The 19,096-nt window shown below is 40.9% G+C and carries 16 protein-coding genes and 1 pseudogene; 8 read left to right on the top strand and 9 right to left on the bottom strand.

Features of this window, described 5'->3' with window-relative positions; genetic code table 11:
• Window positions 1–33: 33 nt before the first annotated feature.
• The 3 genes from cobA (at window position 34) to ACOB80_RS04265 (ending at window position 3,540) form a co-directional block, all read left to right on the top strand.
• Entirely contained in the window at window positions 34–831 is a 798-nt protein-coding gene (gene cobA / locus ACOB80_RS04275; protein WP_473164564.1) for a uroporphyrinogen-III C-methyltransferase, read from the top strand.
• Between the two features lie 147 nt (window positions 832–978).
• Window positions 979–3,051 carry a CapA family protein gene (locus ACOB80_RS04270; protein ID WP_473164563.1) on the top strand — a complete coding sequence of 691 codons (2,073 nt, stop codon included), beginning with the start codon at window positions 979–981 and terminating at the stop codon, window positions 3,049–3,051.
• A 9-nt stretch (window positions 3,052–3,060) separates the two neighbouring features.
• Window positions 3,061–3,540 carry an arginine repressor gene (locus ACOB80_RS04265; RefSeq protein WP_473164562.1) on the top strand — a complete coding sequence of 160 codons (480 nt, stop codon included), beginning with the start codon at window positions 3,061–3,063 and terminating at the stop codon, window positions 3,538–3,540.
• A gap of 78 nt (window positions 3,541–3,618) precedes the next feature.
• Here the strand turns inward: ACOB80_RS04265 and ACOB80_RS04260 are convergent, their stop codons facing one another.
• The 6 genes from ACOB80_RS04260 to ACOB80_RS04235 form a co-directional block, all read right to left on the bottom strand.
• Window positions 3,619–4,464, bottom strand: a complete 846-nt coding sequence (locus tag ACOB80_RS04260; RefSeq protein ID WP_473164561.1) for an acyl-CoA thioester hydrolase/BAAT C-terminal domain-containing protein — start codon at window positions 4,462–4,464, stop codon at window positions 3,619–3,621.
• Between the two features lie 56 nt (window positions 4,465–4,520).
• Window positions 4,521–5,603, bottom strand: a complete 1,083-nt coding sequence (locus ACOB80_RS04255; RefSeq protein ID WP_473164560.1) for an ABC transporter substrate-binding protein — start codon at window positions 5,601–5,603, stop codon at window positions 4,521–4,523.
• Window positions 5,604–5,793: 190 nt separating this feature from the next.
• On the bottom strand, window positions 5,794–6,810 hold the full coding sequence (dgcA, locus tag ACOB80_RS04250) for an N-acetyl-D-Glu racemase DgcA (RefSeq protein ID WP_473164559.1): 1,017 nt from the start codon (window positions 6,808–6,810) through the stop codon (window positions 5,794–5,796).
• Window positions 6,811–6,824: 14 nt separating this feature from the next.
• Complete coding sequence (gene dgcN / locus ACOB80_RS04245; RefSeq protein ID WP_473164558.1) at window positions 6,825–7,838, bottom strand: N-acetyltransferase DgcN; 1,014 nt, start codon at window positions 7,836–7,838, stop codon at window positions 6,825–6,827.
• A 135-nt stretch (window positions 7,839–7,973) separates the two neighbouring features.
• Window positions 7,974–8,855, bottom strand: coding sequence for a LysR family transcriptional regulator (locus tag ACOB80_RS04240; protein ID WP_473164557.1), 882 nt, complete (start codon window positions 8,853–8,855; stop codon window positions 7,974–7,976).
• A gap of 9 nt (window positions 8,856–8,864) precedes the next feature.
• Window positions 8,865–10,586, bottom strand: coding sequence for a Na+/H+ antiporter NhaC family protein (locus tag ACOB80_RS04235; RefSeq protein ID WP_473164556.1), 1,722 nt, complete (start codon window positions 10,584–10,586; stop codon window positions 8,865–8,867).
• A 238-nt stretch (window positions 10,587–10,824) separates the two neighbouring features.
• On the opposite strand from ACOB80_RS04235, the gene ACOB80_RS04230 reads away from it, so the two are divergent.
• The 5 genes from ACOB80_RS04230 to ACOB80_RS04210 all read left to right on the top strand — a co-directional run bounded on the left by ACOB80_RS04230 (window position 10,825) and on the right by ACOB80_RS04210 (window position 17,758).
• Window positions 10,825–13,827 (top strand): TonB-dependent receptor domain-containing protein, encoded by a 3,003-nt coding sequence (locus ACOB80_RS04230; RefSeq protein ID WP_473164555.1) that lies wholly within the window; start codon window positions 10,825–10,827, stop codon window positions 13,825–13,827.
• A gap of 163 nt (window positions 13,828–13,990) precedes the next feature.
• Window positions 13,991–15,172, top strand: a complete 1,182-nt coding sequence (locus tag ACOB80_RS04225; RefSeq protein WP_473164554.1) for a M14 family metallopeptidase — start codon at window positions 13,991–13,993, stop codon at window positions 15,170–15,172.
• Window positions 15,173–15,223: 51 nt separating this feature from the next.
• Window positions 15,224–16,876 (top strand): N-acyl-D-amino-acid deacylase family protein, encoded by a 1,653-nt coding sequence (locus ACOB80_RS04220; RefSeq protein ID WP_473164553.1) that lies wholly within the window; start codon window positions 15,224–15,226, stop codon window positions 16,874–16,876.
• Between the two features lie 163 nt (window positions 16,877–17,039).
• Window positions 17,040–17,219, top strand: coding sequence for a DUF6435 family protein (locus ACOB80_RS04215; RefSeq protein ID WP_473164552.1), 180 nt, complete (start codon window positions 17,040–17,042; stop codon window positions 17,217–17,219).
• A 296-nt stretch (window positions 17,220–17,515) separates the two neighbouring features.
• A complete protein-coding gene (locus tag ACOB80_RS04210) occupies window positions 17,516–17,758 on the top strand; it encodes a DNA translocase FtsK (RefSeq protein WP_473164551.1) in 243 nt (80 codons plus the stop codon).
• 34 nt (window positions 17,759–17,792) lie between these two features.
• On the opposite strand, the gene ACOB80_RS04205 is transcribed toward ACOB80_RS04210, so the two are convergent.
• The 3 genes and pseudogenes from ACOB80_RS04205 to ACOB80_RS04195 form a co-directional block, all read right to left on the bottom strand.
• Window positions 17,793–18,281 carry a hypothetical protein gene (locus ACOB80_RS04205; protein WP_473164550.1) on the bottom strand — a complete coding sequence of 163 codons (489 nt, stop codon included), beginning with the start codon at window positions 18,279–18,281 and terminating at the stop codon, window positions 17,793–17,795.
• Between the two features lie 110 nt (window positions 18,282–18,391).
• Window positions 18,392–18,583: a hypothetical protein gene (locus tag ACOB80_RS04200; protein ID WP_473164549.1), complete on the bottom strand. Its 192-nt coding sequence runs from the start codon at window positions 18,581–18,583 to the stop codon at window positions 18,392–18,394.
• A 257-nt stretch (window positions 18,584–18,840) separates the two neighbouring features.
• Window positions 18,841–19,041 (bottom strand): annotated as a pseudogene (locus ACOB80_RS04195) (S1 RNA-binding domain-containing protein); the annotation flags it as partial.
• Between the last annotated feature and the right edge of the window lie 55 nt (window positions 19,042–19,096).

The raw sequence follows: 19,096 nt of genomic DNA, 5'->3' as shown, positions 1-19,096 counted from the left end.
TAAATGTACTCACTCAGCTATTAAGACGTTAGCATGCAATACCCTGAAACTCCACATAAACAGCCTTTTGGTGCTGGCGAAGTAGCGTTAGTTGGCAGCGGCCCAGGCGATCCTGAATTATTAACACTGCAAGCGTATAAATTTATTCAACAAGCTGAAGTGGTTATTTATGACCGTTTAGTGAGCAAAGAAATCATGGCATTGGTTCCAGAGCACGCTGAATTAGTATACGTTGGTAAGATGCAATCTCATCACCGAGTGCCGCAAGATGGTATAAATCAGCTCATTGTTGATCATGCTAAAGCAGGTAAAAAAGTCGTTCGCTTAAAAGGTGGTGATCCTTTTGTATTTGGCCGTGGCGGTGAAGAAGCCCAGTTTGCCTTAGCGAATAACGTTGCTTGTCATATCGTCCCCGGCTTAACAGCCTCTTCTGCTTGTTCAAGTTATGTTGGTATTCCGCTAACCCATAGACAAGTTGCCCAAAGTTGCACCCTAGTTACTGGTCACGTGAAAAACTGTGGTGCATTAGATCTCCCTTGGCATACGTTAAGTGATGAGAAGCAAACTGTTGTTTTCTATATGGGCGTGAAAAGCTTGCCAATTATCACTAAACAATTAATAGATGCTGGCCGACGTGAACAAACACCTGCGGCGTTAATTCACAAAGGAACTACCCCTGAGCAACAATTGTATCGTGGCACTTTAGCAAACCTAAATGAAATCGTAGAGCAACATAATGTTAAGCCGCCTACGCTTATCGTTATTGGTGATGTGGTCGATACGTTTTCTCCTGAACAATTAACGAATCTTGGCTATTTATCGCCTGCTTAGCGACAGCCATTTACCGCGAGTCTTCTAAAAATTCCTACGCTAATATTCACCCTATAACCAAAACGCATAGGGTGAATTGCCAATTGAATATTTAATTCAGTTAACATGACTATATACTCACGTAATAACAATTTTTAGAGAATAACTATGCGTGCCCTGCAATTTACCATTCCCCTATTACTGGCAACCAATTTGGTAAGTCAATCAACCAGTTTCGCGGCTGACAACTCACTGACATTTAACGGTCAGTTATTAAATGAACAGAATAAGCCTTTAGCCAATGCAATGGTTCAAATTGCCGGGAAAAGCATTAAAACATCGAAAGATGGTTCTTTCTCTGTTTCACTGCCTGAACAAAAAATCTATCGACTCGATTTAGAAAAAGCCGGCTACTACCAACGCATACAACACTTTAGCGAACAAGAGTTAGTAAACTCTGATAAAAAGCTTTCGTTTACCTTAGTAAAAAAACAAGCTAAACGCGTGATGTTTGCCTTTGGTGGCGACGTGATGATGGGACGCAGGTATTTAAAGCCTTATTTTAACGATCCGGTACTTATACACCAGGAAACCCTGTTAGACGATAGCAAGGTACTGCTTAAGCAAGTTAAACCTTATTTGTCTATTGCCGATTTCGCGGCACTAAACCTAGAAAGTCAAATTGCACATGACAAACCAAAAGAGCGTGCACCTAAGTCTGTAACTTTTTATTCGCAGCCAGAAATTGTTGAAGCACTTCAATGGGCAGGAATCGACTATGTTACTTTAGGCAACAATCACACCTATGACTATTTAGACGAAGGGTTAGATTCAACCCTAAAAGCGCTAGATGAAAAACAGCTACCATATTCAGGGGCTGGCTTTACCGAAGAGCAAGCACTTAAACCCTACAACGCGACACTTAATAACACCCCATACGCTATGCTTGGCTACGTTGGCTGGCAGGGCGGCGGAAAAATAAAGCAAACGGCTAGCAGTGTGCAAGGTGGTGCCGCATTTGGTTCAATGGAAAACATTGTTTCTAGCGTTAAAAAAGCGATTAGCAATAAACACACTCCTATCGTTCAGTATCACGGCAGCTTAGAATATAAAAACGAACCAACAGGCGTTACTGAACAACGATTAAAGTCTGCAATTGATAACGGTGCAGCGATGGCTATTGCTCACCATCCACACGTGACCCAAGGTATTGAATTGTACAATAACAAACTGATTGCCTACTCGATGGGTAACTTTGTTTTTGATCAGAATTTCACGGCAACACAATTAAGCTACATGCTTTATGTATGGTTAGATGATGGTAATTTTCATCGCGCTGAAGTCGTGCCCGTATACCTAAAAGGCTACCAACCAGTTCCAGCTACCGACTCAGAAAGAACGGCGATTTTAAAAAGGGTCACTACTCTATCAGCTAAGCGCGACACGCAAGTACTAGTAGAAAATGGTTTAGGTGTTATACATGCTCAACCAGCAAATATGTCAACTCAAACAGTCCAGAGTCGATTTGATATAAATGAAGAGAAAGTTCATCAATTTTCTACACAACTTGAGCCGTTAAAAATCAGCAACATTGCCCTTAACGGCGAACTGCTTCAGTATCGTTTAGGTACTAATTTAATTAATGGTCATGACTTCGAGCAATTTACCAGTTTCGATAGCAACGAAAGAGGCTTCTTACTTGACCGTGCTAATAGCAAAATCGTCGACCAAGGTAAGGACAGTAAACAAAGCCTGTCACTGAAGCTTGTTGGAGAAAGCAGCCAATGGTTAGGCATGAAAACCTTCCGTCGAGTATATAACGCTAGTAACCCAAGTACGATTAAGGCCGATATAAAAACGGCAAAAGACGTAACGTTGAAGTTTTACTGGCAAGGTAGAAAAACTCGCGACAAATACTTTGATGCTTTAGAAAACTGTCCTAAGCACCTAATCAGTGAAGTTAAATTATCAGCGAAAGATAGTTGGCAGCCAGTAGAAATTGACTTCAACTCCCCTCGTATAGGCTATCGTAGTTACCGAGTTTTGGTAGAAGTTGTCAATAATCTGCAACAAGAGAGTACTATGCTGGTTGATAACTTTTCAGTGATTGAATGGCAAACTGCTTATCAACAAAACAAGCAACCTAAGCTGTTTAGCGATCAAGCTAAAATGGCTGACTTTATTGGCTTTAACCAAACCAGCGAACAAGCGGTTAGCGTTACCCTTTCTCAAATCAAATAGGAGACAATAATGACGCGACTTAGACAAAAAGATGATGCCGTATTACTTGCCTTTAAAGGATTATTGTCAGATGGGTATTTTAATTCTCAGCAAGCGCTAATAGATGCGCTAGCCGATAAAGGTTTTCATGATATTTCACAAGCAAAAGTCTCTCGTATGCTCTCTCGTATTGGCGCAGTTAAAACGCGCAACGAAAAGAACGAGATGGTATACCAATTGCCCAATGAAGTTATCACACCTAAAACCCAACAAGCCATCAACTCTATGGTGTTAAAAGTTAAACACAATGGTATGCAAATCGCGGTAAAAACTATTTTGGGTGGTGCGCCCGTAATAGCCCGTATTTTAGATACGATGGGCGAAGCCTACGGTATTTTAGCCACTATTTCTGACGATAAAACCGTACTTGTAGTACCAACAGAGCCAGAGAACATCGAGTTTATTACGCAAACGATAGTAAAGCATTTAGAAGTAGCCGATATTCATTAAGACGTTGTTTCTAAAAAAACATAGAAAAAGGCGCTTGATAGCGCCTTTCTATTATCCGCCACAACATTCTTAGTTTCGCTAAAGCGAGCCTTTAAAATGTTTTAGAATATTGGCGCGAACTTCCGGCCTATATTTTTGATCAAAAGTATGCCCTGTGGGGTATGTTAGGTGTGTCACAGTGTGATCAAATGAGCGTTTTTTTAAATAACCTACGATGTCTTCTGACATCTGAAACGATGGCCAAATTTGATCGTTTTCTGCCGATATTAATAAAATAGGACCATTGAGTTTTTCAAAAGAAAATTGCGCTTCTTTTACTTTTTCTGTGTCTTTTAACGCTTGCTCAACTCGTTTAAATAGTGGCTTGCTACTCTGTCGCTCAAAAGTTAGAGAAGAAACGCCTTTGCCTTGATAAGTCCAAGCATAATCTCCTCTCGCGCCATGCCACGCCACATTACTTGGTGTTGTAACGACTAGTGATTTGATTCTTGAATCGGTAGTAGCGGTCAAAAACGCGAGCTCAGATCCTCTTGAGGCACCCCACAAACCTATTTTGCTATGGTCAATTCCTTTAACCGTTAGCAAGTAATCTATGGCTCTATGAACATATTCAACGGGAATGTTGTCTAAAGTCTCAGGTAGACTTCCAAAACGAAAGTAAGCGAGGGTTAATGCGGCTATACCATTTTGTGCTAGATATTCACCGTATTCTGTTCTCATCCCTCCGCTGGAACCTCCCAGCACAACCACCACTGGTGTTTCAACACGCACTTTTGGTAAATACAAGTTGGCTTCAAGTCCGTGGTTTCTCAACTCAGTGGTGTCAAACGGTAAGGAGCTTGACTCCTCGGCTACAACTTCATTGGCGAAGATGATTAAAAATAAGTAAGCGAATAGTGTATAGACACCTTTAATGAGCTTCATGTGGCTTTATTGTTCTATTTCATTAATTAGCTTAATTACAGCGCAAAGAAGCATCACTAATCAATCGTTTTTTCAGTAATAAAGTGGTTTACGTCGAATTCAATATTATTCGGTTTTGACATGGAAAAGCGTGAAAAATCGAAGGCATTCATGTTTTCATCAGCAATAAATGCTCTAAACCTTACTACCTTATTTGTTGGTAGTGGTTTAAATACTTTAACCTTCCTGTGCATATTGCTATCAGGAATACCATGATGATAATCATGAATCATAGCAATGGCTTTTGCGCCCAGTGTAACGTGCCCCCCAAAAGACAGATCTATTTGATACTCTTTTGGCTGTTCATCCCAGTTTATACCTCCAATAGTAACGGGATATTCAAGCATCGCTTCTTTGACTGCCCTACTAGCCCCCAGCGCCATCGGATCGTTTGCAGCCCAAATTATGTCGATCTGTTGCCTTTTCAGAAGCCCTTTAACTTTTATATACGCTTCTTCTTCGGACCAATTAGCCACAGAGCTATCAATTAGAGTCACTTGTTTTTTATTTGCGATAAAGTCCATCAAGCCCTGTTTGCGGTCAACAGCTGCTGCTGAGCTGTAATCTCCTTGAATAGCGAGTAATTGATAGGAGTGATTCCTTGAATTGATAGTAACTTTATCATCATGAATGGTTAACAACTCTTCCACCAAAGCTCTGCCAACATGGTAATTGTCTGGAATTAAGCTGCCAATAACTAATGCTTTTTGGTTTGTTGATAATCGTGAGAGTTGTTCATCGGATAGTGCATTCAATAAAAAAAATGATTTAACGCCTTGTGAGCTGAGCTCTTGAACAATACTAAACGCAGCACCTTTTTCATTAACAACAATAACGTAATCCGGCTTTAACTCAATTGCATGTTGAGCAAGTTGCTTCATTAGAATGTGATTGCGATTTGCATAAAGCGAAATTAGATCAACACTGAGATCGTCTGCAGCTGCATGCATAAAACGATCTACATTCGACCAAAATGCTCCAGTAGCATCTCCTTGAGGATGCCCTGGATTAATAAATACCACTTTCAGTTTGTCGGCCTTGACTTCGTTACTTACCAGTAAAAAAAGTGACAATAACAAAAATAGTATTGAAGCTTTCATGCTATTAATTCTAGCTGAATTTTATATTTTTTAATAAAAGCGTTTATTTTTTATCATCATTGGCTTTTTGCAAAGCAAAAAAAAGCCCCGCGGGAGCGCGAGGCAAACAGACAATCATCTGTCATCTAAATACGAGAAAACTACAAAATGAAATCGGCTTCTTTCAACTCACTATCTACCTTCGAGAGAGTTAGAGTTTAGGGTAATCAATGTCGCTTGCCCCTCCCCAAAGTCGTGTATCTAAAGCGTGCATCACGCCTTTCTTAAAAACAAACCCGTGAGGTCTGTCTTTTGCAACAATCAAAGGACCATCTAAGTCTACAAACTTAGCCCCAGAAGTCAGTAAAAATGCGGGAGCCATAGCCAACGAGCTACCAACCATGCACCCTACCATAATATCAAAACCAGCTTCTTTCGCTTCTCGATAAAGAGCTAATCCTTCCGTTAAACCACCTGTTTTATCGAGTTTAATGTTTATCGCTTGGTATTTACCTTTTAAATAATCTAACTCTTTTCTTGTATGACAAGACTCGTCAGCGCAGAGAGATACAGGACAATCATAGTCAGCAAGTACCTCATCTTTATCTACAGGTAAAGGCTGTTCGATAAGGACAACATTGAGCTTCGCTAACGTTTCTGCCGAACTTTTAAGATCGTCTATCGTCCACCCTTCGTTAGCATCGACGATAAACTTGCTATAAGGTGCAGCATTAAAGATCGCTGTCATCTTGCCAAGAATATCTTGGTTATCGAGCTTAACTTTAATCAGCGGCGGGTGTTCTAATTCCGCTGCTTTTTTTGCCATAGCTTCTGGCGTATCGATACTCAACGTTTGCGCAGTAATGCACGCAGGCGTAGCCTCTAAATCAAGTAACTGCTCCACGGTAGTTTGTTGCACTTTTGCTTTTAAATCTAAATACGCACAATCTAGCGCATTCTTTGCTGAGCCTGCTGGCATGGCGAGTAACATTTTGTCTAGCGGCTCGCCTGCAGCTAACGACTGTTGAAACTCTTTCAGCTGTGTTGAAACTGTGTCGAGTGATTCATTGTAACGCTGATATGGAACAGACTCTCCGCGGCCTACATACTCACCTTGCGTTAACTGAACTTCAACCACCTGCGCACTGGTTTTGGCGCCTCTCGCGATACGAAAAACATTGGCAAGTGGAAACTCTTGCAACTGAAAGCCTAATTGAATTTGTTCCATTTTAGTCACTCAACCTAGTCGTTAAATTGTGTTTTAAGTACGTCAACAATCGCATCCGTACCATGACGAAGAGGGTCAACGCATGGCATACCAAACTCTTGAGATAACTGCTGACAAATAGCATTTGCCTCCTCTTCGCTAACGCTAGAGGTATTAACGGTAATGCCAGCAACTTTAGCGTTTGGATTGGTAAGTTTCGCTGCTTGCAGGTTTAATTCAATGGTTTCGGCAATGCTTGGAAATTTACTATCAGGCAAGCCACGCATGTGATTTCGGTTTAACGCGTGACAGATAACTAACGCATCTGGCTGTGAACCGTGCAACAAACCTAAACTTACGCCAGCGAATGCCGGATGAGATAAAGAACCTTGCCCTTCAATAATGTCCCAATGTTCAGAACCGTTATTTGGTGATAACGTTTCTGCTGCACCCGAGATAAAATCAGCAACGACACAGTCGATCGCCACACCTTGGCCTGCGATTAGAATTCCGCACTGACCTGTTGCTCTAAAATCTGCAGCCATTCCTGCTTTATGCATGGCTTTTTCAAGTGCTAAAGACGTGTACATCTTGCCAACAGAACAATCGGTGCCCACGGTTAATACGCGCTTGCCAGTACGTTTTTTACCTGTACCTGTTTTAAATTCTGCTTGAGGATGACGTATATCCCATAGGTTTGCCCCCGTTTCCGCTGCTGCCGCAACTAACTCAGGTACCGCTTGCATTCTATCGTGCAAGCCACTGATAACGTCCATACCATGAGATAGAGCTTCTAGAATATAAGGATGCCACTTGGCTTCTAAAACGCCGCCACTGTTGGCAAAACCTAGCACTAAACTCTTAGCGCCTTTAGCAACAGCATCGGCAATAGTTAACTGCGGTAAACCAGTAGATACGGTACATCCTTCAACAGACATTTCGCCAACACAAAGTTCTGGGCGCCAGTCGGCAGCACCTCGTGCCATTTTGATAGAAAGTTCGTCTGTTGCGTCACCAATAAATAATAGATAAGGAGCAGCTAGTTGCATCTTGTTATACCCTGTTGTGCTGCTATGCAGCGCTTAATTCGATGAATTCAGATTAATAGGGTTAACAATGGATGAAAAATGCTTAGTGTTGAAAGGGCTATAACTTGAGGTTATAGCCCTTATTTTCATTGGGGTTTAGCGCGTTAACGCGTCTTGTAAATGAGGAATGAATGATTCAGCAACGGTTGAGAGACCGCGGTTTTCTAAATGCAATAAACTCACGTTAAATGTTAATTTAGGGGAAAAGGACGCAAATGCTATTTCGTCTGATGCATTTCCTTCAGCAGTGAATTTATCCACCACACAAACACCTGAGCCGTGAGCCACCATTCTAGCGGCAATAAAATAGGTTTGTACTTTTACACGGGCAGAGATAGGAATGTTTTCCTCCATCATACGTGTCCACAATAAATCACCTAAAGGGCCACTGTCGCTGATGTCGATAAATTCATGATCCGCCAGTTGCTCTAATGTAAACGCATCGGGCGTTTGTTCAAACATGTCTTTTGGGTACATTACTACTAGCTCGGATTCGGCCATAGGAATTTGTTGAATACCTGCCATTTTGTTGGGCGAGAACACCACGGCAAAGTCACACTTATGCTCAAACAAAGAGTGCATTACTTCATCGTTATGTACCGTTTGAATATCAATATTCACGTTGGCATGCTCTTCATGAAAATCTGCAATGACCTCTGGAATCACATCAAAGCCTAGCGCCGGCGATACACTCAACTTCAAATTACCAAAATCTGACTTTTTGATATTTTGCGCAGTGTTTTTAATAGAGCGCATCTGCTGATAAATTTTATCAACTTCATCAAATAACAGGTCGGCTTCATTGGTAGGAATCAACCTTCCTTTCACTCGTTCAAAAAGGTTGAATCCAAGTTGCATTTCAGCGTGAGACAACACCTTACTCACCGACGGTTGCGATACATGCAGTATTTTTGCTGCATTGGTAATAGAACCCGTTGTATAAATTGCATGGAAAATTTCAATATGACGAAGTCTCATATCCTCTCCTTACTGTGCAAAAATAATGGTGCTTGCTGTCCAAAGTGCTGCTGCAATGGTTGCTGCAAACGTCGCAGGAACAATCTGCGATTTAACGTGATCCATCAAATCACAGCCTGTTGTCATCGAACTTAAAATAGTGGTGTCTGATATCGGAGAACACTGATCACCATAAACACTGCCATTTAGCACGGTAGCAAAACAAATCATCATATAAATTTCTGGGTTTGCTAGCCCTTGGCTTTGGCTTATTGCCCAGGCAAGTGGCATCGCTAGCGGAAATGCGATAGCGTAAGTTCCCCAGCTAGTACCGGTAGAAAATGCGATAACCATGGTCATTAGCTGCAATGTTATTGGTAGTAACCAAAATGGTAATTGTTCACCTAATGACGAAACGAGATAAAGCCCACCGCCAATTTCTTTACTGATAAATCCGATAATAACCGCGAGCATCAATATCACGGAGGCCACTACTACGCCTTTAAGACCTACACCGAAGCCATCAACAACATCAGCCAAACTCATGCCTTTAGCTAAAGCGATAAAAATAGACAACATGAGTGCCGCACCAAATGCCCACGTCACTTTAGGGGAACCTAAAACAACGAAAGTCATTACCGCGGTAATAATTAGCGTCACTAAAGGTAAAATAAACTCTAAGTAATGTGGATTATAATTTTCAGGTACTTTGGTCGACTGTAATTCTTTGGCACTTAATGGCTTTGCGCCAGGGGCATCTAATTGGCCTGTTTCTAACGCTCTTTGACGCGCTGCACGAATACGTTTACCGCTAAACGTAGTGATATTTAAGCTAAGCAGTAAGGTACCTAGAACCGCAAAAATTGCGTAAAAGCTAAAAGGAATACTACTAAAGAAAAAGGCTAATCGGTCTGCTTCCGTTGCTAAGAAAGCAACTCCCGGTACAAAAATTAGTGCTTGGATATACGCTGGCCAAGCATTGAAAGCAATAATTGCAGCAATTGGCGAGGCCGTTGAGTCAACAATATAACTCATCTCTTCATGACTAACTTTTGCTTTATCTGCTAAAGGCCTTACCGTTGTACCAACTAATACAGTACTCATAGTACCGCCTTGGAAAAACAAAATACCCAGAAACCAAGAGACTAATTTTGCCGACTTCTGACCCTTAACAAACTTTTGTGTCATAAAGGTAGCAAACGCTTGCGCGGCACCTGTTTTAGACCAAACCCCCAACAAGCCACCGAGCAACCACAAATACAACAAAAGTAAACCTGCCGTCCCTGTTGTCGCTAGGTTTGGAATAATTACGGCGTCTGTTAAATCATATTCCCCCAGCATTAAAGCACCGGTAATAATGCCAGAAAGTAACGCTGTTAACGGCTCTCTAGTCAACAAACAAAGAATAATAGTGATAAATGCAGGCAGTAAGGACCATAATCCAAAATGAAACGCGGGTTTAAGGAGCTTAACTTGCCCTTGTTGGTCAATCACCCATTGCTGACTGATATCAGGTGCACCATGGGCATCTAAATTCGCTTGGTTTAGTGGTGAACTTTGATATGGAATTACTTCAACAATACCAACTTCTTCCCCTTTAAAGCGGTACGCATATTGTCCATTATCCTGCATATATACATCGTAAATATGAGACTGCTCTAGCCACACTTTTTTGTCTGAGTGGTTAACAAAAAGCGCGCCTAAAATACCAAATATAAAGACGAACAATGCCAACCGGTTATGATTTGCCATGAAAACTTTCCCAATTGCTATACTGATTAGTTGTTATTTTTAATACGTTAACAGCTTTAAATAACTCGGTATGTTAGCGATATGAAAACAACCTATAACCTTAGGTTATAGCCTAACAATGATCAGTCAATTGTTTATTTACCTTTTTTTATTCAAGGTTAGAAGCAGCAAAGTAAAAGAACCATAAATAAGGTTCGCTAAAACGATAATAAAACATGGGAATATAACGGTGAGAGTCATGAAAACACGTCAAAAGAGCGGATATAAGCTTTCGAAACTTAGTTTATGTCTATTAGCAGCAATGGCCCCTCAAGCTTTTGCACAAGAAGCCCCTTCAACTGATAGCCAAAAAGCTAAAGAAGAGGAAATTGAAAAAATTGCTGTTGTTGGTTCGCAAATTCGCGGTGGCGCAATCAGTGAGTCATTAGCGGTTTCAGTAATTAGTGCCGACGATATTGAAAGTTTAGGTATCGACTCAGGTGATGAGCTGATGAGCATGATCCCAGAAAACGGTCAAAACTTCATGAGTGAAGCTGAGAACATTTCTGGTGGTATCAACTCTGCACGTGGTGATGTTGGTGCGTTTAATTTACGTAACATGGGTACAGGTAATACGCTGGTTCTATTAAACGGTCGTCGTTTAGTCAACTCAGCAACTTTCCAGACAGAAGAAGTTGGTGGCAGTTTTGTACCGGTAAACTCAGTTAACTCGAACACCATTCCTGTGGTTGGTTTACAACAAGTAGAAGTTCTGCGAGATGGCGCTTCAGCTATCTATGGTGCTGACGCTGTTGCAGGTGTTGTGAACCACGTACTTAAAACAAACTTTGAAGGCTTTACCATTAAAGCAAAAGGATTAGAGTACGATAATTTTAGCCGCGGAAGCAGAACCGTTACCATTGAAGCTGGTAAAGATTTCAACAACGGCCGTACCAACATTAGTGGCTTTTTCAACTACTTTGATCGTGACCGTGTAAATTCTCAAGACGATGAACGTTGGTCTAACTCAGACTTCAGAGACCGCTTATCTGAAGATTCACCATGGTATGGCGATACGCGTTTTAGAAACAACAGTGCTAACTCTAACTTTGGTCAATTTGATATTGTTCCTGGCAATGAAGGTGACCTAGACGATAACGATTTAACTGACTCATCAGGTGAATTTGAAACCTACCCAATTGGCGATGAACGTTGTCAGTACGTAATTAATGCAACGACCTGTGGTGCAAAAGACGGTCAAGGTACTTACCGTTATAACCTAAATGAAAACCGCGATCTTCGTTCAGATTTAAAACGCTTTAATTCATTTATTTTTATTAATCATGAATTTGAAAATGACGTAGAAAGCTTTACTGAATTATCTTATTACTCATCTGACACGACAATGACACGCCACCCTTCCGCTTCATTCTCAAGTGTTAAGCTGCGTGTTTCAAAAGACAACTACTACAACCCGTTTGGTTCAGTTAACTCTCCAAATCGACTACCAAGCAGCCTTACTGGTGATTTCCCAGAAGAAGGTTTTGACTTAATTATCGATAACTACCGTTTAGCAGAAGTACCACGTGTCGTTGATAATGACGGTGATACCTACCGTTTCTTACAAGGCTTTAGAGGTATGATTGGCGATTGGGATTGGGAATCAGCTGTATCTTACTCAAAAGCGAAAAAAGAAGATATTACTCACAACCGCGTATCGAACACCTTGTTACAGGAAGCGTTAAACGATAATACTTCAGCTGCTTATAACCCGTTCAGTGGTGGTGTAAACACCAATATCGAACGTGCATTAGTAGACGTTAGCCGTATCAGTGAAACAGAGCTAACGACTTTTGATGTTAAGTTTTCTAACGCAGATTTATATGAATTGCCAGCAGGTTACATTGCATTCTTAGCAGGCTTTGAATGGCGTGAAGAAAGCTTTAAAGATGACCGTGACGAGCGATTAGACGGCACTATTGTCTTTACTGACTGGGAAGGCGACACTTACCCATTTGTTTCTGACATTGTTAACTCAAGCCCTACTCCTGATAACGAAGGTAAGCGCCAAGTAACATCTTTGTTTACTGAGGTACAAATTCCAGTTCTTGACAACTTAGACGTTCAAGCAGCAATTCGCTATGAAGACTTCGATGATATCAATCAAGACACAACAGTAGGTAAAGTAGCATTCGGTTGGCGCCCAGTTGAGCAACTATTAGTGCGTGGTTCATGGTCTGAAGCATTCCGTGCCCCTAACTTAGTTACCGTAAACGAAGATATTGTTGCTCGTACTAACACAAGAACCGACTACGTTTGTCAATATGCTGCTGATTACGGCGGAGATCCAGAGCAAGATACATTAGATTGTCGTAACTCTATTCAACGTATTGCTCAAGGTAGTGACCAGTTAAAACCAGAGAAATCTGAAAACACCTCGTTAGGTTTTGCGTGGACACCAACTGATGAGTTAACGCTGACTTTCGATTACTGGACAATTGAGAAGAAAGACACCATTGGTTTATTCGGTGAAGAAAACCACACCCTTCTTGATTTAGTGTACGCACTTGAGCAAGGTACATCTAACTGTAGCGGCAATACCGTAAACACGGCAATTACTCGCGAAGATGCAGATGCTGACGTTGCTGAATTTTATGAAGCAGCAGGTATTTGTAATACAGGCGCGATCAAATACATTGATGATCGCTACGCTAACCTAGACACCCGTACTATTGAAGGTTATGACGTTGGTATTTACTACAATGTACAAACCAAATACGGTACTTTTGACTTCAAATACAACGGTGCCTTTTTAGAAACTTATGATCAAGATGCTGGTGGTGACGCACAGAAATTAGTTGATGCTCAAGCATCAGGCTTGTTACCTTCTGAATACCCTGTTGACGGTTTTGCCGACCTAATTGGTAAAGACGGTAACCAAGACGAGCGTCATTCAGCTAAGTTCCGCTGGTACAACGACAACTGGGGTTACTCATTAAACATGTTTAAAGTGGGTAGCTTCTACCAAAGCTCACTAACGTTGGATGACGGTACTAAGTACATCATTCCTTCAATGACGACTTTCAACACCAGTGTTGATTACAAGTTTGAGCTAGCAGGTGTAGATTCGCGCGTTAGATTTGGTATTAACAACGTCACAGACGAGCGTGCACCTCTTGCTGACCGCTACTTCGGTTACTTTGCAGATGCTCATTCTGACTACGGACGTGCATACTACGTAGAACTAAGAGCTAAGTTCTAATTTCTTAGAACAGTTAGCAAAGTAAGTACTTTGCCTAGCCGCCAGATTCTAGCAATCGTTCTAGAATTGGCGGCTACATTTTTATAACCACTTCCTCTTTTTACTTATGCTAGCCTAGACTAGTAAAAACAGAATCCGAGCGTTTATCATGATGGGAAAATTTTTGTCATTTAACAATAAATCTTCAAGGCTATTGCCAGCCGTTTTATTAAGCACCATGTTTGCAGCCAGTTCACATGCTTGTGACCTAGGAAGCATTAATTTTGATAATAAATTTTCCGGTGCAAGTAGCGATAAAATGATCGCATCATGCAAAGCATCAGACGAGCAAATTACCTTAACCTTTCAGCCGGAAAACCGTCCAATTAACAACAGCCCATGGTATGCGTTTAAATTATCGAGTAAACAAGACAAACAAATTAAAGTTAGGCTTGCAGTAAAAGACGGCAAGCACAGATACCCGCCTAAATTAAGTTCAGATGGCAAAACATGGAACCCGATTGACTACAAAGCGGGAGATAAATACTTAACTTTTCGTGTTAATTTAACGGAGAAACCTATCTGGATTGCAGGACAAGAAGTTATTAACAATCAAGACTATATTGATTGGGGTGAAAAAATTAGCCAAAAGTCGCACATCACCCACGACCTGTTAGGTCACTCAGTGGAAAAGCGCCCCATTTACAAAATTGAATCAGCCGATATGAGCAAGGCAAAGCCTTGGTTGGTGGTATTAGGACGTCAGCATCCACCTGAGCTGACAGGTGCACTAGCGCTATTTCCTTTTGTTTCAACACTACTTTCTGATAGCCAGTTAGCAACGGTATTTCGCAAGTATTACAACATTGTCATTGTACCTAACATGAACCCAGACGGTGTCGAATGGGGCCACTGGCGCCACAATGCCAACGGTGTTGACTTAAACCGTGATTGGAGCAAGTTCAAACAACCGGAAGTTATCGCGGTAGACAAATATTTATCGGAGCTAGTAAACAAAGGCCATAAAATGTCGATGGCGGTAGATTTTCACTCGACTCATAAAGACATTTTCTACACCATGCCTAGCGACTACGGTATGCAACAACCATATTTAGTCAACAACTGGCTAAACAAACTAGACAGCCAATATGAAAACTTCAGCGTTATCCAGCAACCAGGTAATAACCCGGGCCGAGGCGTATTTAAACAATACTTTGCCGACAAGTTCGATGTACACGCAATTACCTATGAAATGGGTGACAACACAGACAGATCCTTTATTCGCAAACTAGCAGTAGATGCTGCAAACTCGCTGATGAAAACCATGCTCCAAGATAACAACTCACTTAAAGAAATAACCAAGTAACTGAGTGAGTTAAAAGCTGCACTTAAAAATGTAAGTAATGAATAAAGCAAAATGATAACTGTAAACGTGTTTAACCCCCTTAAACTGTTCCCTGTAGCGGCATTAGTTGGCAGCCTATTTGTTACCGGCTGCCAGCAACACCAAAGTCCCCAAACCTCGGCATTACCAGGTAAAAAAATAGCCAGTACTGAACAAGCAGACATATTAATTACCAACGGCCGCGTGTATTTCGGCGACTTAACAGGCGAACAAAGCTTAGATATTGCTGTTTGTGGAGAACTCATTTGCGGACTTTACCCGACAGGCTCTCATCAGCGCTCTGCAGAAACAATCATCGACGCGCAAGGTAATATTGTCAGCCCAGGCTTTATCGACCCTCACACTCATACATTAGATGAACTGCTCAGCCAAGGTAAAAATGCCAACTTAAATTATTTAACCCAAGGTGTTACAACAGTCGTTAACGGCAACGATGGTGGTGGGCCAGTAGACATAGCCCTATTGGCTCAAAAATTAGCAGTAAACGGTATAGGCACCAATGTCGCTCTATTTGTCGGTCATAACGCTGTACGAGAAACAGTGATGGGACGAGCTCATCGTCCAGCAACAGAACGCGAAATAGAACGTATGCAACAGCTGGTGGATACCGCAATGCAAAACGGTGCGTTAGGTTTATCATCTGGACTTTATTATGTGCCAGGCAGCTATGCCGAAACTAAAGAAGTAGTCGCACTAGCGAAAACAGCCGCTCAATATGGCGGTATTTACGATACGCACCTTCGCGATGAAAGCACCTTTAACATCGGCTTTTTACAAGCTTTAGATGAAGCTATTTACGTTGCCAAGACAGCTGAGATCCCATTACATCTTGCACACATAAAAGCCCTAGGCGTTGATGTTTGGGCGCAAAGTGAACCAGCTATAGCTAAAATCGAGCAAGCTCAAGCACAAGGCGTAACTATCACGGCCGACCAATACCCGTGGTTAGCCTCTGGTACTAAGCTTCACAGCGCTATTATGCCTAAATGGGTGATGGCTGATTCGAAACAAGCCTTTTATCGGCGCCTAAACGATCCCAAGTTAACTGACAGATTATACAAAGAAATAAAAGAGAATATTCGCCGCAGAGGTGGCGCAAACTCCTTGCTAATTACCGCCTTTAGTTCACAGTCCATCGTTGGAAAAACACTAGAAGACATCGCTAAAGCAAAGAAACAAGATCCCGTTTTCACGGCGATGGAGCTAGTGCAATTAGGCGATATTCGCATCGCTTCTTTCAATATGTCTGAACAGGACTTAGAACGTTTTATGGTTAAGCCTTGGGTTATCACTTCTTCTGACGGTACTAACGGCCACCCTAGAAAATTCGCCAGCTTCAGTAAAAAATTTAACACCTACGTTAACGAGAAAAAGTTACTAACCATTGATCAGTTTATTACCCAAAGCTCGGGAAAAACCGCTAACATTCTTGGCCTTGCTAACAGAGGTGTTATCAAAAAGGGTAATGTCGCCGATGTAATAATATGGGATGCCGAAACCTTTAAGCCCAAAGCAGATTTTACCAAATGGAACCAGCATTCCACCGGCATTAAACACGCCTTGGTAAATGGTAAGCATGTTATCAAAGACAGTGAATATTCAGGAAAACTAGCGGGCAAGTTTGTAGAAAAGGCTAAAGTGAATAAACACAAAGTAAATTTTTAATTACTTCTTCGTTCAGCCTCGCTATTTAGGGTTATATTTATTATCGATAATAAGAACACAGAACCGTTCTACACGCTCACATTGCGAATTCTTTAATTCAACATAAAAACCAAAAGGCAATAACTTACGTATAACAAGACAAAATCAATTTAACCCCTAATTTATGTTTTCATTATTTAAAAGAGATCCCATCAAAAAGCTAAACAAGGCTTATGGATTCAAACTTGAGCAAGCGATGTTGGCTCAGCGCAATGGCGATATTAGATCTTACTCTATGCTAACAGCTGAAGCAGAAAAGATAAGAGAAGAAATCGAAGCACTTGAGAATGGCTCGAACAAATAACAACGGTATATTGGCCTGATAAGGACTGGGCAAGTTGCAGTTCTCTATAGCGTCCAGCAACGCTTTTTCAAACCAAACGTTAACTCTCCAGTATACAATGGCTTGATTGAATTAATTCAATAAATTCACCGCCTTTGTCTTATCTAGCTTTTTGACTTCATCTGCTTGATAAAAGCACGTTTTTTTGGTGGCATTGATAATCAACATAAAAGTATGCTTTTATAGTTATAAGATGAGAGTATGAGTTATGAGTCACCTCCCCTCTTCACGTTTCTTTTATTTTTAAGGATTGCTAGATGTTTTGTACAGAGCTTCAGCTTGAATTAGACAAGATACCTGATGATAAAATTGATGAGCGTAGAGAGCTTACTTATCAATACGCCAAACAGTTTATCAAAGAGAAAAACAAAGTCAGCGTTACTAAAATCCGAAGAGCATTACACATCGGTTATCATCATGCGGCTATGATTGTAAAACGTCTAGAAGACGAAAAGTTGATCAGTGAACCTACGTTAAATGGCAAAAGAGAAGTTCTGTAAAGCTTTGTATAAATTTGTATTTAAATTGGCTCAGTTAATGCCCAAACCCATACTTTAGAAAAACAGCAAAAGTCCATGTGGCTACAAAAGTTAGAATATATACTTTATTAGGTTTAACACTGAAAGAGAGTGGCATAGAGCTTATTAGAGAATATAATTTTTGACGGTCGTCAAACAAAAGAGCCAGTAACATAAACAAAAAAACAACATTGATGTATGGTGTTCCTTGCCAACCAAGTGATATTGGAATGATGAGAATACAAACGTGCATAGGCAAGAGCATTAAACTAGCAACTAAACGAAAACGACTAATTAGCAATAAGCCACCAATCGCTGATTGCATGATAGCGATAAAGTAACCAAACAGACCCAAGCCATATTTTGATAATTCATCAATTAACCACACAGGCCCAATGATATTGGGAAAGCCAGGAATTAATTTACTTAGACCAGCAGAAAAATAAACTATCCCGAGAAAAACTTGAAAGATGGTTAAAAAGTAATTCCATTTAATATTGCTCAAAACCTTTCCTTTGCACTTAACGAAAGATTAACTCTCTTCACTTGGCATCAATGTACCATAATGAACTTGATAAAGCGCTTCAGTTGACAAAAGTGACTGACAACAGCTTGTTATTGCGAATTATCTTTTGGCTTTTGTTCTTTTTTAAAACTATTGGGTGAAAGGCCTTCTTTCATTATTTTGTCTAATTCTGTTCTTTTCTTTGAGTCGTCGCCATTCTCATGTAACTCCAGCTTTCTTTCTTCGGCCTTTGCTAAATTTCTTAACGAAGGCTGAAAAATTGACATTATTTCTGCACTCACAATATATCTCCATGAATTAATTGCTGTTGTAGCTATAACTATTGATATAAGGGCATTAATGTAGATTACAAATTAGACGAAACTTAGGCTTCATTTCTAACGTCCTGTTACGAGATGAGTACTTGTTAGATATTAAAATACAAAACTGTACCCAATACGCCGATCACCAGTACATAGAAAAACACTTTGTTTGTGTTACCACCACTCTGATATAGCTCGTGAATAGTAACCCCAGTTGGCGCTTCTTCATGTGCCACCAAAGCAGCCCCCTTTTGACCTCGCTCAGCTTTATCAATACTAACAATGATAATAGATCCCTCTTTGTGAACTTTAGGATCATAATGAGGAATCTGAGCTAAAGGTAAAAAACCATGTCGCTCTGCACCGTAATCAACAAAAGCCGCCTCCAACGACGGCTCTACTCTGGTAATTTTTGCTTTGAAAAAATCACCTTCTTTAAATAAATTTTGCGAAGTCAAAGATGCTCCCTAAGTATCTGGTGCCCCAATAAGG

The sequence above is a fragment of the Thalassotalea coralli genome (assembly GCF_055786205.1).
This window is presented reverse-complemented; position numbering and strand designations above follow the sequence as displayed.

Bases quoted from the DNA above. Each gene is read 5' to 3' on its own strand.
- ACOB80_RS04235 (WP_473164556.1), bottom strand. From the start codon at position 10,586: ATGGCAAATCATAACCGGTTGGCATTGTTCGTCTTTATATTTGGTATT.
- dgcN (WP_473164558.1), bottom strand. From the start codon at position 7,838: ATGCAACTAGCTGCTCCTTATCTATTATTTATTGGTGACGCAACAGAC.
- ACOB80_RS04220 (WP_473164553.1), top strand. From the start codon at position 15,224: ATGATAACTGTAAACGTGTTTAACCCCCTTAAACTGTTCCCTGTAGCG.
- dgcA (WP_473164559.1), bottom strand. From the start codon at position 6,810: ATGGAACAAATTCAATTAGGCTTTCAGTTGCAAGAGTTTCCACTTGCC.
- ACOB80_RS04255 (WP_473164560.1), bottom strand. From the start codon at position 5,603: ATGAAAGCTTCAATACTATTTTTGTTATTGTCACTTTTTTTACTGGTA.
- ACOB80_RS04240 (WP_473164557.1), bottom strand. From the start codon at position 8,855: ATGAGACTTCGTCATATTGAAATTTTCCATGCAATTTATACAACGGGT.
- ACOB80_RS04270 (WP_473164563.1), top strand. From the start codon at position 979: ATGCGTGCCCTGCAATTTACCATTCCCCTATTACTGGCAACCAATTTG.
- cobA (WP_473164564.1), top strand. From the start codon at position 34: ATGCAATACCCTGAAACTCCACATAAACAGCCTTTTGGTGCTGGCGAA.
- ACOB80_RS04215 (WP_473164552.1), top strand. From the start codon at position 17,040: ATGTTTTCATTATTTAAAAGAGATCCCATCAAAAAGCTAAACAAGGCT.
- ACOB80_RS04210 (WP_473164551.1), top strand. From the start codon at position 17,516: ATGTTTTGTACAGAGCTTCAGCTTGAATTAGACAAGATACCTGATGAT.
- ACOB80_RS04230 (WP_473164555.1), top strand. From the start codon at position 10,825: ATGAAAACACGTCAAAAGAGCGGATATAAGCTTTCGAAACTTAGTTTA.
- ACOB80_RS04260 (WP_473164561.1), bottom strand. From the start codon at position 4,464: ATGAAGCTCATTAAAGGTGTCTATACACTATTCGCTTACTTATTTTTA.
- ACOB80_RS04265 (WP_473164562.1), top strand. From the start codon at position 3,061: ATGACGCGACTTAGACAAAAAGATGATGCCGTATTACTTGCCTTTAAA.